Below are 13,059 nucleotides of genomic sequence, written 5' to 3'. Positions count from 1 at the left end.
CTGGAATCAAGTTATCCAAATTAGCCTAGGGGTGCATCCTCCGGGCTATTTGGGTTGTTGATCGTACAGCTGTTTATGTTTGTATTTTTTTAGGAAATAATTTAAGCAAAGGCGAAGGGGTGTGAGCTGAGAAAAATGGGTTGTGGTGAAGTGGAAAATGCAGAAAGATAGTGGGGGGATTTGCGGCTGGTCATTGAGTACGTGGAGCTTCCCTATTTGCTGACCGTTTTGGAGCTGAATCTAAAGAAGATGAAAGATTCTAATTTTAAGTTGGGCCATCTGTTTGAACTGCATTTGAAAAAGATACAGGATTGTGTAATCAAGTACCAGTACCGAGTGCGGCAGGCAATAAGAAAACGAGGAATCAAGGTTCTGGACCAGCATCAAATGGAGAATTGTATAATGGCCAAATATCTTTTCCGAGGGTATGTACATGACGCAAGGTTACTATGGGGCAAGGTTAAATCAGATACAGAAGTGCGGCTGGCAGCATATTTAGGGATATAGCCGAGATAGAATGATCTATGTGAAAGAGAGCGATACAAATCACTCTTTTCTTGCGTCAACTACAGGTAGTCGGTCTTATTATTTTCCTATTAAAAAATTTTCTTTGAAATTATTAGAGATGGAAATAATATCCGAAGGTATTTCGTTTTTTATGAAGAAATGTAAAGTAACAAATGATTTATGAATTAAATGTCATTTGTTGTGTATGTATGTAAAAAGGAGGATGAGTATTCATGTTCATTAGGAAAACGTAGAGCTTGGATTTTTCCATCAGCGTTGAAGGACGACATTACAAAAATTTTACATGTTTGTAGTGTACATTTGTTCCAGAACGAGGTAAGGTACTTATGTAAAAAAAAGAGAGGATGGAAGATGAATGAAATTTTTAAGCTTTAATGGTAAAATAAAAAAGACAATGTTATTGATTCCTTTGCTTGCCATGTCAGTATTCCCTAGTCTTACGGGCGCGGAAAGTGCTTCTAATGAGGAATTAGCCAAACAATCGATAAAAAATTATGTGGAAGCAGCCAAATCTGGAGATGCTTCGGAAGCAGCAAAATGGGTGATAGATACGAGATTTAAGAGCGAACAGGAACAATTGAAAGAGTATAAGGAATCAGTAAGTAATAACCCATTCTCCGATGTCAGCATCAAAAATATCGTTTCAGCTTCTGATGACACCTATACTGCTACGGTTGAATTAACTAGAAAAGATGATGGTTCAATCAATACAGTCACATACCCGATCATTAAAAAAGGTGATAGTTGGAAGGTGCTGGTAGGTGGGCAAGAGACAAAAAGTAAAAAGGTCGAAAAATTAATCCAGTCTCAATCAGAGGAGAATAATACATCGTCTGTCAAGCCTTTATCTACTGAACTTGCAAGTTATGGTGGTGATACTGTTTGGGTCAGTGCCGGTGATCACATTTATAGTGGTCGGTTTAACATGACTGAGGACAGAGTAGGTATTACGGGGTGGCAGCAGATTCCTGGAAGCCTGTCAAAGTGTGCTGTTCGATATAGTATTGTGGAAAAAGGTATTTTTAGTGATGATGCTTACGGGCAGACATTCCATACTGGTTTCAATTATTGGAATGGAGCGGCTTTTTATGAAACTGTATACACAGGGCGGCAACTTTCCAGTGTGTACTTAAAAGCTACAAATGAGGAACTTGGTAATTCTGTGAAATTAAGAGGGCACGTATACGGAAATTAAAATATAGGATGCAAGGGGATCTGAAGATTAGGAAATAGTTCTTCAGGTCTTCTTGCTACTATATGATCTATGGAGGTCACAAATGGTTTTGCTAAAAGATAGTTCTAGTAAAGAAGTAATTAGAGAGCAATATGAACAATTATGGAGTGAACTTTTACTTAGAGATGAAGAAAAAGCGGAACACGTTTTGAAAAAGATAGAATATGAGTTGCTGCCTACCCGTCAGAAAATTCTTAGACCATGGAAAAAAATCATATCCCCGTTTAAAACCCGTCTTATATGGATTATCCTCTTTAGTGTGATGGGACTCTATCTTTTAGCTTATGTCTTATTTATATTTGTATCTTTATGGATCGAAGATTATTAAAGACGTTTTCCGGAAAACCGGAAGCGTCTTTTAGTGTTACTTGTGCCAGTTCCTGCAGTTGGTTGTTTTTGTTCGAAAAACGAACAAATATATTTTCATCCTGGTATCTATCGGTTTACATGACCCAATCTGGCAGAGTATTTAGCTCCAGACGATAAAGGCGAAGTCACAGTATATGTGATCTGAATTGAATTTTTCATGAAAAGCATTGGGACAAGCCTGTTGCTTCAGAAGATTCTACTCGATATGTATACAGTAGTTGATTATGGACACCAGTTTTAATATAGTCGTAATTTATTAGAGAAATCAAGGGTGTTTCTGTAGCGATCCAGGAACACCCTTGATTTCATGGAGCTAGTTCAAACCCCGAAGGCTGGTTTTAACCAGCCTGAGTACCTGTAACAGACAGGCTGGCAAGAAAGGAGAGACCGGCATCCACTCAATATTTATTTATACCCGTTGCACAGTAAACTCAAATTCCAGCTTCTGATCGGCTGAAATCTGGTATTCCTCATGTACGGGAGCGCCCCAGCTATCGTCGCCGCCTACGCCCATCTGCTTGCCAGCTACAGTGACAACGGTGTAATACACGTTGGGCAGTTCATACAGATGGTATGCACTTTCCAGCTCAAACGCTGTATACGGCGAAATATTGCATTCCACAGGCGCGGTGGCAGGTGCGGTAATGCGAATGCCTCGCCGGGAATCGTCGGTAATATCGACACGGCGAACGCCTGTACGGTTGCCGGATTCCTGTGGCACGACATAGCCGGATACGTTATCCGCAGCTTCGTTGCGGAATACGCCAAGTCTCGCGCCGAAGGCACGGTCGATGTAATTCTCCTCCGGTCCCATCGCGTACCAGTCCAGATGGCGGTAGTCCGCCGGAACCTTGAACGAAAGGGCAAAGATCGGCAGGTTAGGCAATCCTGATACGCCTTCATAGGTGGATTTTACGTTCAGACTGCCATCGGCCAAGACGGTATAGGCTACCGATACTTGTACGCCTGCATGAATGCTTAATGTGTAGCGGAATGTAACGGTCACACGGTCTGTCTGCTCTTCCGTGACCTCGATGCCCACACATTTACGTGTCAGACTCGCAGCGAACCAGCCCCCGGCTTCAAAGCCCAGCGCGGTTCCCCGATCATTGTCCGTGGTTGCACGCCAGAACAACGGGGCAGGAGGCATAGCGATCATCTCGCGTCCGGCGTAACGCAGCGAGGTCAGACTGCCTGCTCCTTTGGAGAACATGATACTGAAATCTGTGCCGTGAACACCGATATTCACATCGCCATGTACCACTCGCAGAACACCACCCGTAGTGGCTTTCAGCGGTTTTGAATCTTCCACGATGAAAATATGCTGTCCAAAGGCTACTTCATGCCCGGCCTCAGCCCAGAGCGTGGCTTCCTTCAAAACAAGCGCCGTGTGAATGACATATTCCCCAGGCTTCCCGTCTGTACTTGGGAACGTCAGTGGAATATAGGCTTCGGTCTGAGCCGCCACATCCACATGACTCACATTTCGTGCGATCTCTTGGCCTTCATGCAGCAAGCTGTATACCAACTCGTAATCGCTCGTTCCCTCGAACAGGTTTTCGTTGCGAATGGTTACGCCGTTCCGATCAGGGCTGAGCTTCAGATTTTGGTACAGGAATTTGACCTCCTGCATCTTCGGCGAAACCTTCCGGTCCGCATAGACAATGCCGTCCGTACAGAAGCCGTAGTCTGTGGCACGATCGTCAAAGTCGCCGCCGATAGCGAGGTACTCGCGTCCATAGCGATCTTTTTTCATGACCGCCTGATCAATGTAATCCCAAATAAAACCGCCTTGATACAGCTCGTATTTGTTCTCCAGCTCGGTATATTTGTGCATGCCGCCTACGGAATTACCCATCGCATGCATGTACTCGCAACTGATATACGGTTTTTGCGGATTGTCGTTCAAATACTGCTCGATATCAGCGGGCTTGGCGTACATCCGGCTCTCCATATCGCTGGTGTCATCGTACGTACGGTTGTGGAATACGCCTTCGTAGTGCACTAGACGGCTTGGATCGGCGGCGCGGAAATAGTTGGCTACGTTGCGCAGCACTTCACCCGCGTATGATTCATTGCCGCAGGACCAGATCAGAATGGACGGATGGTTTTTATCCCGTTCCAGCATGGAAATGGCACGATCCATAACAATATCCTGCCATTCGGGCAGATTGGCGGGAATATTCCAGGAAGGCTCAACTGCGCCGAGCTTTTGCCAGGAGCCATGTGTCTCCAAATTCATCTCGTCAATTACGTATACCCCGTACTCATCGCACAGCTCATACCATAGGGTCTGATTCGGATAATGAGAGGTACGGACAGCATTCATATTGTTTTGCTTGAGTGTTCGGATATCCCACAGCATATCTTCACGGGAAATGGCACGTCCGGTGCGTGCGTTAAATTCATGTCGGTTTACACCCTTAAAGACGATGCGTTTGCCGTTCAGGTGCATGACCTTGTTGAGCATCTCGAATTTGCGGAAGCCGATCCTTTGCGGGATAACCTCCACGAGTGTTCCATCGGCATCATAAATTTGAATGAATAACGTGTACAAATAGGGCTTTTCCGCGCTCCAGCGCTGTACTTGCTCCAGGCTTGCAGACAGCAAAGCCTTGCCATCTGTAAAGTCGGCCTTCAAAGAGGCTACTATCTGGCCAGCAATATCCTTCACATCGACGGTTGCATAGGCCGTTGCCGGTTTTTCCAGGCTCAATTCCAGCTCCAGCAGACCCTGGGTGTAGGAGGCATCCAAGTCAGCCTTCACATGCAGGTCGCGTACGTGAACATGAGGAATCGTGTACAGATATACGTCTCTGAAAATGCCGGAAAAACGCCAGAAATCCTGATCCTCCAGCCACGCTCCGGTACTTCTTTGATATACCTCTACCGCCAGCTTGTTTTCGCCGGCTTGCAGGAACGGTGTCAATTCAAAATCAGACGGTGTAAAGCTGTCCTCGCTGTAGCCGACAAAGCTTCCATTTAACCACACATAAAAGGCCGATTCGACGCCCTGAAAAGAAATAAACACAGGTTGCCCGTCGGAGCTCATATTTTGCGGTAAAACAAAGCTTTTAATATAGCTTCCTACCGGGTTGTGATCCTCTGGAATATGCGGTGGGCGAACGTCCGAATGTCCGTCCCACGGATACATCGTATTCACGTATTGCATTTGGCCGAAACCTTGCGTCTGGATATGGCCCGGCACCTGGATATCGCTCCAGCCGCCATACTCAAAGCCAGGGGCATAGAATTCCACCGGACGACTGGCCGGGTTCGTTGCATAGTTGAACTTCCAGTTCCCATTCAGGCTATGGCGCCAGGCCATATCGGCCTGGTGCTCTGCTTCCTGAAGCGTGGCGTAATATTTATGATCGGAATAGGCTGGCAGCCGATTTACCGCGAACTTGGTCACATCGGTGAGCCAGTCCAGACTGGGGATACGGATGGTCAAGGCGAACACTCCTTATTTTTAAAATGAAATGAAGGTATCGGTGATCCGTTCAAAAATCTGTTATTTTACCGAGCCAACCATGCCCGCTACAAAGTGCTTCTGCATCAGGAAGAATACCAGTGCAGTCGGCAGTGTGGACAGGACGATAGCGATCATGATGACACCGTAATCAGGTGCATAGCTGGAGCCGAGGTTCGAGATCAACAGCGGGATGGTTTGATTCTCGGGCGTTTGCAGCACGATCAGAGGCCAGAGGTAGTTGTTCCAGCTGGACATGAACGTGATGATTGCAGCAGCAGCATAGGTTGTTTTCATCGTAGGCATGTATACCCGGAAGAACAGACCCAACTCGGACAATCCATCCATACGGCCTGCTTCAAGCAGATCCTTCGGAAACATCTTGGTGCTTTGGCGGAAAAAGAAGATCAGGAACGCCGTAGTGACGGTCGGAATGACAACAGATGAGAGTGTATCAATACCGATCCAAGGCATCACATTGGAAATACTGCCGAACATCCGGTAAAGCGGGATCATGATCGCCGCAAACGGAATCATCATCGACATCAGCAGAATATTGAAGACCACGTCTTTGGCTCTACTTCTGTAAATTTCAAAGCCATAGCCGGCCAGGGATGCAATCAGCATAGCCAGCAGTGTAGTTGAGATTGAGACTTTTGCAGAATTGCTTAGTGCTGTAACGATATCCACCTTTTCCAGCAGACTATGCATATTATCCATGAGATGAGAGCCGGGCAGGAGCTTGCCTTTCGTCACATCGACCGACAGGTTGGTGGAACTGGACAGCATCCACAGGAACGGGAAAATGGAAACGAACGATACAATGATCAGAAAGGCATACGTAAATAATCTTTTCGTTTTCATCATTTTTTCTCACCTGCCACTTTGAACTGGATAATCGACAAGATAATGATCATGATGACGATGGAGTAGGAGACGGTCGCCGCATAACCAAAGTCGGATGAATACTTGAAGGACAGGTTGTAAATATATTGCGAAATAGAAGATGTCGCGTTGCCTGGTCCACCCTTGGTAATATTCATAATTTCATCAAAGAGCTGAAGTGTACCAATGGTCGATGTAATCGAGGTGAACAGGATAATCGGTTTAAGCAGCGGAACAGTAATGCTGAAAAACTGTCGGATCGGGGAAGCACCGTCAATACGGGCTGCTTCATAGATGGAACTGTCAATATTTTGAAGACCGGACAGGTAAAAGATCATATTGTACCCGGTCCAGCGCCATGTGATCGCGATAATAATCGTAACCTTGGCCCAGAAGGGGTCCGTAATCCATTGGATCGGCGTGCCGATCACGTGCAGATTCAGCAATAGGGAATTGACCAGACCATCAGCCGAGAACAAATACTTGAATACAACGGAATAGGCTACCAGCGATGTAATACAAGGCAAGAAGATGGCTGTGCGAAAAAAGCCTTTGAATTTCAGATTTTTATCATTCAGCAATACTGAAATGAACAGTGCCAGAATAACCATCAAAGGCACCTGGAAAATTAAATAGATAAACGTATTTTTCACGGCGGTTATAAACATGCTGTCCGTAAACAGACGCTTGTAGTTATCAATACCGTTAAAGGTCAGATTAGACCCTGTACCTGTCTTGAAAGACAAGATAAGCGCCTGAATCATCGGGTAAAAATAAAAGGCCGCAATCATGATCACTGCGATGGATATGAACAACCATCCTGTCATACCTGCTTTGAGACGTGTTGTAGTCATTTTGGGCGCGGCTGTCTTCATAACCATATCAACTCCCTATACAGCATTAAAACCTTGAACTCGCAAGCCCAAGGTTTTAAGTGCTTATCGTTTTATTGTTTAGCCTTGGCTACATGGACTGTCTTATTTAAGCTGTGCTTCTGCCTGTCCTTGAGCATCTTTCAGAACTGCGTCTACATCTTTGCCGTTCAGGTAGTTTTGAATCTCAACGGTCATGATGTCCTCAATGGCATACGTATGCAGGCCATAGTTGACTTTTGGAACTTGTTTGGTCCATTCTGCGAATTTCTTGTAAACTTTGTCGCCACCGAAGTACGGATCTGCCACGTCATAAGCTTTACCGCTGGAAGCTGCGTTTAATGAACCGACAATTCCAATTTTGCTCAGCATATCTTGATACAGCTCTTGATCTGAACCGAATGTTTCTTTCAGGAAATCAGCAGCGGTATCTTGACCGTCCGAGTTGAGGACATACCAGGAGCTGCCGCCGAGACTGGAAGCATTCACGGATTCAGGTACATTTTTCAATTTAGGGAAAGGAACAACAGCCCATTTACCCGATTGTGAAGCTTCTGCTTTGATCGAAGGCGTAATCCAGTTACCTGTAGGTACAGAAGCAACTGCACCGCTATTGAAGGCTGCCAGGAATTGACTCCAGTCGGCATTCATTTTAACAATATTTGCATCGAACAAGGATTTGTACGTCAAGAGCGCTTCTTTCAGAGCTGCATTGCCTGCCAGGTTTGGTGTTTTACCGTCTTCTTTCAGGTACCAAGAACCTGCGGATTGGATCATACCACGGATCAGACCGAGGTCGTTCGGATCTTGAGTGAGCATTTCTTTACCTGTTTTTTGTTTTACGGCTTTACCGATTTCAATGAATTTGTCCCAATCAATATTGGTCAGATCAGCTACTTTGTAGCCGGCTTGTTCCAGATAGTCCGTTCTTACATACAGACCCATAACACCGGAGTCGAATGGAACACCATACTGCTTGCCGTTGTAGCTGGTTGGTCCGATTTTGTAATCGGCGAAGTCGGATGCTTTGATCGAGCTGCTCATATCATGGAAGGAATCCGGATAGGCTTGCAGGAAGTTCTGTGCCCGGTAATCCTCGATCAGAACCACGTTTGGCAATCCCTTGGTAGAACCGGAGTTGAGGCCGGCATTCATTTTTTGTACGATATCATTTTGAGCATATTCAACAATGTTTACGTTTACATCAGGATGTTTGGCAACGTAGCGATCTTTTGCCAGCTTCAGGGCCGCGATATTGAAGTTCGGGTCCCAAGCCCAGACGGTGATTTCTTTTTTGCCTGAATCTGTGGTCGTAGCTGCTTTCTCAGTATTGCTGGAACACGCAGATAGCAAGATCAAGCTTGCGATCAGCAAAAGAAAAGACATTTTTTTCATTTCGTTCAACCCCTACTCTTTTTTTATAAGCTGCTCATCATGTAAAGCTTTTTGAAAGCGGTTACCTTATTTATGAATCTAGTTTATCATCCTTGCTTTGTGGGTAGTTAGGAATATCTTTATACGGATTTGTCTTATTATTATCAATTATCAAAAAAGGCACCGCTTACATTTGTACTTTTTTTGGATTTAGGTATTTTTTATAGCACCATTCCACCCACTCCGTTTTACATGCGCATTTTTTAAGTTCAGCCTATATTTTTTATAGGTATTCGGATTTTATGGTGGTATTTATCTAAAGACTTGATTTGTAGCGGTATCTTAGTACAATGGTTTTATGACTACTCAAAAAATAATAAATGATGAGCTCAGAGTCAAAATATTTAAGGCATTAGCTGATGAAACAAGATTGGACATTATACGAACTCTATACGTCAGCAAAAAGGAGATGAATTGTGGAGAAGTAGGACACATTCGCGATACTACGAAATCGAATACTTCGTACCACTTGCGTACTTTAAAGGAGGCGAAATTGATCAAGGTACGAAAAGAAGCTCAAGCGAAGTATATGAGCATCGATTTGGAGACATTTCAAACTTACTTACCCGGATTTCTGGATACGTTGTAGAAAGAAATTCTTTTTATCGTTCGCTATGAAGGGAATACAAAAGACGCGGCCTAAGAGGAACCGCGCTGTTGAGGGCTAGTGTTTGCTTTATCTCCACGAAGGATCATGCAAGTACTTGTTGCATAGGCCACAAGACTTTGGTTCTCGTCAAAAAATTTATTTTTAATTCAATGGTCGTAAAACTCTCCTCCGGTTGAAGGGTTGTCCCGAAAGCCACGCCTATCGCAATGTCTGCAAGCGTACTTGTTACGCCTCCATTTAGTGTTCCTTGGGGATTGGAGTGGCTTTGGGTCGCCTCCATCTCAAACAGGACTTAACCGGTGGCAATGGCTACAGGTTTATCCTTTCTGTATTCAATCGAATAGCAAAGACGTATCCTGAGATTCATAAATATGAGCCGCGCACGTGTCCAGTAACGCTTGAAGCTTCCGATATATGGCGCCGCCGAGACTTAGCCGCTCTTCTCTAATGCCATTCTTATATTCGATAAAAGCTTGCATTGTTCGTTCAATGGTTTGAGTCCTGCTTGATCCTTGCAAGAATCCTCTATATTGATCCCCGCAACGCCTATATCCGCAAGTTTCAATACATTCTCGACTATCGTTTTCTCATCTTTTCCATAACCCGACTCTATGTCGGCAGAAACAGGGATGTTTACATGATCCAATATCGTTTTTATGCGATTTAATATTGTGTCAAATTCAATCCTTTCACCATCTGGATAACCCAAGCTTTTTGCTATTCCCCAACTGGTCGTACCGATAGCTTTGAATCCGGCTTTCTCCAGAGACAACGCAGAAAACAAGTCCCATGCATTTCCTAACAATAAAAGCTCGTTTGATTCATGTAATACTTTAAACTCCTGAATTTTGCTCATACCTTTAGCCCCTCTGCACCACTGAAATTCTTTTTAGTGAGTCCGAACGATGATCATACCCAAATGATACTGACCAGTTCTCGATAAATGCTTGCCGAGCAACTTGCCCGCATATCGGTTACCCGTCACGCTATTGGTACCGAAGACGAAGCTTTTCTGGGCTCCACATCCTCCCCAGCGTTATGATGTCTTCCTCACCCCACGATCCAAAACAACGATAGTAAAAGCCATGACGATAACCAGACCGGCCGAGGTCATAATGGAAGACAAACCGGCATTGTTCAAAACGAATGCACCTAGAACGGCTCCCACGCCGGAAGAGGAGTTGAACACGGTCGTATACACGGCTGACGCCGGGATAGCCGCCGCCCCACCTGTTCGCAATACCCATGTCTGGATACCAATAAAAAGTATCGAGATTGCCGTGCCCCAAACAACGAGCAGAGCCAGTACTGGCCATACCCCGGAGCTGAGCCCGAACGTGCCCAGACCAATGAGCGATATGCACATAAGCAGTAGTGATACGGCGATAACCGTCTTCATGAAGCGGTCGATCAGCGCCCCGGTAAGCACATTTCCGAGCAAGCCGGCGACCCCGAAGCCAAAGAGCAGAGCGGCGATCATAGCGGGAGCAATGCCAGGGACGTTTCTCAGATACGGCTCGATGTAGGTGAACGCTCCAAAATGCGCAGCTACCGTGAAGATCGCCACCGTATAGACACGCCACAGCCTCCCACTACGCAGCACACTGGCCAGGGTGGCGAATCCGACCGATCCTTCGGCCTTTATTTGCGGCAGCACGATGGCCATTAACAGCGCCGTGAGCATGCTGGCCGCGAAGAGGATGCCAAATGCCAAACGCCAGCCCCACGTCTGTCCGATCAGGTTGAGCAGCGGAACACCCAGCACGTTTGCAATCGACATGCCGCCGAAAACGATCGAAGTCGCAAGGCCCTTCCGGTTCGGAGGAGCCATCTGTGTCGCAAGCGCGGCCACCATTGCCCAGAAAACGCCATGCGATAGCGCCCCGATAACCCGCGCCAGCATCAGAACCGGAAACGAATGGGCGATCATCGCAAGTCCGTTTGCGGCAGCCAGCACTAACATTAGCCCGATTAGCAGCGGCTTCCGCGGGAAGTGGTTCGGCAGTACGGCGGACAGCAACGCGCTGCCTGCACCAATCAGCGCATAGGCCGTCACGATGAGCCCTACCGTTGCGGGACTGCGCCCAAGATCGGAAGCGATAAACGATAGCAGTCCGATCGGAGCGAATTCAGTGGCAACAATAGTAAACATGGCAATGCCGAGAACAACGATCGCCAGCCAGCTGCGAATGCTAGCTTTCGACGGTTCGGCTTGATTCAAAGCAACCTTAGACATAGTATCCCTCCGTATTGATCAGCCACATTAAATACCAATTGGTACATAATCGAGATAAAAGAAAAGCAGCAGGCAGCTGCTCGGCAAACGACAAGGCAAACGCCGATACAAGCGCCCCGACCGTTGATATGTCGAGTTGCAATTCAGCCGCTACTTCTGTAAGCAGCCCAACAATAACAAATTCGCTCGTCCCCAGCACAAAGGTTAATAGAAACAAATTCAACGTCAATAACTTTTGGTGTCTTGTCAACACTACCACTCTCTCTCCCCCTCCTACGCCTAAACTAAGCTCTCTCGACGGCAATCTGCACCTCCGCGACATAAGCTTCAGGATCGCCTGTCTGTTCATGAGGGATGCAAATTTCGCGCCGCGGTTCGTTTTCGATCATTCCATAACCATTTCGCTCAATCCACAGCGCCAGTTCCGTGCTTGCAGTGCAGCGGCTCGTCGTCCGGCAATGATGGATCAGCGTGGCCATTAGCGGAATGCCCGGCAACCGTTGGACTGCAAAGGGCGGCCGGCTTGGCATTTTGTCGGCTAGCAGCCGAGCTGCTTCAATGTCCATATCTTCATCGCTTTCCTCAGAGCCATGCCACAAAATGGTCTGCGACAAGGACGTTCGACCGGCATTGCCCAAATAATCGTCCAGTTGCCGAAACATCTCCGGAATTTGTCGAAAACAAGTTCTTTGCCGATAAGACACCACCAATTGCGGTTCCACTTCTTTCAGCACGACATCATGCGTCCCCCCCTGTTTTCCCTCATGCTCGATGGCGTCTAGCCGTTCTTGAATGCGAACCAACTTGACCTGCTCTTTGTCCACAATGGACTGAATCTCGTGCTGCTTGATCCGGAACATCCCTCTGATTTGCTCAAGCGGAATTTGCTCGTCGATCATCCGGCGAATTTGCTCCAACGAGAACCCCAGTTCTTTGTAGGCCAAAATGCGGTGAAGCTGAAATAACTGATCGGCAGTGTAGTATCGGTATCCAGAGTAAGGATCGGTATGGGCCGGCTTGAGCAAATTCAGCTGGTCGTAGTACCGAAGCGTCTTGACAGACACTTGGCTTATCTTCGAAAACTCGCTGATTTTGAACATAAATGCACCCCTTAATATCCAATATTGCGCTTCTGCTCACTTCTTCCGAAGTATAACTTTCCCGTTAAGGGGAGAGTCAAGCAGACGGCGAAAAAAGAAAATTTAGAACAGTTCCACCGCCGTTATCTTGTCCATCGACTGAGCGGATTTCCGAACAGAAAAAAAGCCGCACATCAATGTGCAGCTGGTACAGCTGGCTCTAGGGCCGACCGGTCCGCCAAAATCTTACATATAAAGTGCATAGTTGAGGCCGAGATAGAAAATGCTCAGGCCGTCCATCTCTGTCGTACGATTATAAGTCATGGGAATCCTCCTTGGA

The 13,059-nt window shown here is 46.4% G+C and carries 12 protein-coding genes and 1 pseudogene; 4 read left to right on the top strand and 9 right to left on the bottom strand.

Features of this window, described 5'->3' with window-relative positions; all coding sequences use genetic code 11:
* Positions 1-201 precede the first annotated feature (201 nt).
* From B4V02_RS27285 to B4V02_RS23950, 3 genes are all read left to right on the top strand, one after another.
* Entirely contained in the window at positions 202-507 is a 306-nt protein-coding gene (locus B4V02_RS27285; RefSeq protein ID WP_482811892.1) for a YhjD family protein, read from the top strand.
* A 376-nt stretch (positions 508-883) separates the two neighbouring features.
* Entirely contained in the window at positions 884-1,723 is an 840-nt protein-coding gene (locus B4V02_RS23955) for a nuclear transport factor 2 family protein (RefSeq protein ID WP_094156702.1), read from the top strand.
* Between the two features lie 82 nt (positions 1,724-1,805).
* Positions 1,806-2,090, top strand: coding sequence for a hypothetical protein (locus B4V02_RS23950; RefSeq protein ID WP_094156701.1), 285 nt, complete (start codon positions 1,806-1,808; stop codon positions 2,088-2,090).
* A gap of 450 nt (positions 2,091-2,540) precedes the next feature.
* Here the strand turns inward: B4V02_RS23950 and lacZ are convergent, their stop codons facing one another.
* The 4 genes from lacZ to B4V02_RS23930 all read right to left on the bottom strand — a co-directional run bounded on the left by lacZ (position 2,541) and on the right by B4V02_RS23930 (position 8,755).
* Positions 2,541-5,585, bottom strand: coding sequence for a beta-galactosidase, LacZ type (gene lacZ, locus B4V02_RS23945; protein ID WP_094156700.1), 3,045 nt, complete (start codon positions 5,583-5,585; stop codon positions 2,541-2,543).
* Between the two features lie 60 nt (positions 5,586-5,645).
* Entirely contained in the window at positions 5,646-6,470 is an 825-nt protein-coding gene (locus B4V02_RS23940) for a carbohydrate ABC transporter permease (protein WP_094156699.1), read from the bottom strand.
* Positions 6,467-7,363 (bottom strand): carbohydrate ABC transporter permease, encoded by an 897-nt coding sequence (locus B4V02_RS23935; RefSeq protein ID WP_007428202.1) that lies wholly within the window; start codon positions 7,361-7,363, stop codon positions 6,467-6,469. Before B4V02_RS23935 ends, B4V02_RS23940 begins: the two co-directional genes overlap by 4 nt.
* A gap of 102 nt (positions 7,364-7,465) precedes the next feature.
* Complete coding sequence (locus B4V02_RS23930; RefSeq protein WP_094156698.1) at positions 7,466-8,755, bottom strand: ABC transporter substrate-binding protein; 1,290 nt, start codon at positions 8,753-8,755, stop codon at positions 7,466-7,468.
* Positions 8,756-9,092: 337 nt separating this feature from the next.
* On the opposite strand from B4V02_RS23930, the gene B4V02_RS23925 reads away from it, so the two are divergent.
* Positions 9,093-9,383 carry an ArsR/SmtB family transcription factor gene (locus B4V02_RS23925; protein WP_043890662.1) on the top strand — a complete coding sequence of 97 codons (291 nt, stop codon included), beginning with the start codon at positions 9,093-9,095 and terminating at the stop codon, positions 9,381-9,383.
* A gap of 103 nt (positions 9,384-9,486) precedes the next feature.
* Here the strand turns inward: B4V02_RS23925 and B4V02_RS23920 are convergent, their stop codons facing one another.
* From B4V02_RS23920 to B4V02_RS23900, 5 genes and pseudogenes are all read right to left on the bottom strand, one after another.
* Positions 9,487-9,684 carry a PaaI family thioesterase gene (locus tag B4V02_RS23920; protein WP_244188400.1) on the bottom strand — a complete coding sequence of 66 codons (198 nt, stop codon included), beginning with the start codon at positions 9,682-9,684 and terminating at the stop codon, positions 9,487-9,489.
* A 153-nt stretch (positions 9,685-9,837) separates the two neighbouring features.
* Positions 9,838-10,260: pseudogene (locus B4V02_RS23915) on the bottom strand (isocitrate lyase/PEP mutase family protein); the annotation flags it as partial.
* A gap of 180 nt (positions 10,261-10,440) precedes the next feature.
* The gene (locus tag B4V02_RS23910) at positions 10,441-11,640 is read right to left on the bottom strand and encodes an MFS transporter (protein ID WP_094156697.1); all 1,200 of its coding nucleotides are present in this window, start codon (positions 11,638-11,640) and stop codon (positions 10,441-10,443) included.
* Positions 11,633-11,899, bottom strand: coding sequence for an MFS transporter (locus B4V02_RS27140; RefSeq protein ID WP_094156696.1), 267 nt, complete (start codon positions 11,897-11,899; stop codon positions 11,633-11,635). The genes B4V02_RS23910 and B4V02_RS27140 overlap by 8 nt, the downstream gene beginning before the upstream one ends.
* Before the next feature lie 25 nt (positions 11,900-11,924).
* Positions 11,925-12,740, bottom strand: coding sequence for a MerR family transcriptional regulator (locus tag B4V02_RS23900; protein WP_094156695.1), 816 nt, complete (start codon positions 12,738-12,740; stop codon positions 11,925-11,927).
* Between the last annotated feature and the right edge of the window lie 319 nt (positions 12,741-13,059).

The sequence above is a fragment of the Paenibacillus kribbensis genome (assembly GCF_002240415.1).
Lineage (GTDB): Bacteria > Bacillota > Bacilli > Paenibacillales > Paenibacillaceae > Paenibacillus > Paenibacillus kribbensis.
The sequence above is the reverse complement of the archived record's forward strand: the minus strand, read 5'-3'. Positions and strand labels throughout refer to the sequence as shown.

What these genes read in the sequence shown, in the direction of transcription:
- B4V02_RS23955 (WP_094156702.1), top strand. Translation starts at nt 884, where the DNA reads ATGAAATTTTTAAGCTTTAATGGTAAAATAAAAAAGACAATGTTATTG.
- B4V02_RS23925 (WP_043890662.1), top strand. Translation starts at nt 9,093, where the DNA reads ATGACTACTCAAAAAATAATAAATGATGAGCTCAGAGTCAAAATATTT.
- B4V02_RS23920 (WP_244188400.1), bottom strand. Translation starts at nt 9,684, where the DNA reads ATGGAGGCGACCCAAAGCCACTCCAATCCCCAAGGAACACTAAATGGA.
- B4V02_RS23940 (WP_094156699.1), bottom strand. Translation starts at nt 6,470, where the DNA reads ATGATGAAAACGAAAAGATTATTTACGTATGCCTTTCTGATCATTGTA.
- B4V02_RS23935 (WP_007428202.1), bottom strand. Translation starts at nt 7,363, where the DNA reads ATGAAGACAGCCGCGCCCAAAATGACTACAACACGTCTCAAAGCAGGT.
- B4V02_RS23930 (WP_094156698.1), bottom strand. Translation starts at nt 8,755, where the DNA reads ATGAAAAAAATGTCTTTTCTTTTGCTGATCGCAAGCTTGATCTTGCTA.
- B4V02_RS23910 (WP_094156697.1), bottom strand. Translation starts at nt 11,640, where the DNA reads ATGTCTAAGGTTGCTTTGAATCAAGCCGAACCGTCGAAAGCTAGCATT.
- B4V02_RS23900 (WP_094156695.1), bottom strand. Translation starts at nt 12,740, where the DNA reads ATGTTCAAAATCAGCGAGTTTTCGAAGATAAGCCAAGTGTCTGTCAAG.
- B4V02_RS23950 (WP_094156701.1), top strand. Translation starts at nt 1,806, where the DNA reads ATGGTTTTGCTAAAAGATAGTTCTAGTAAAGAAGTAATTAGAGAGCAA.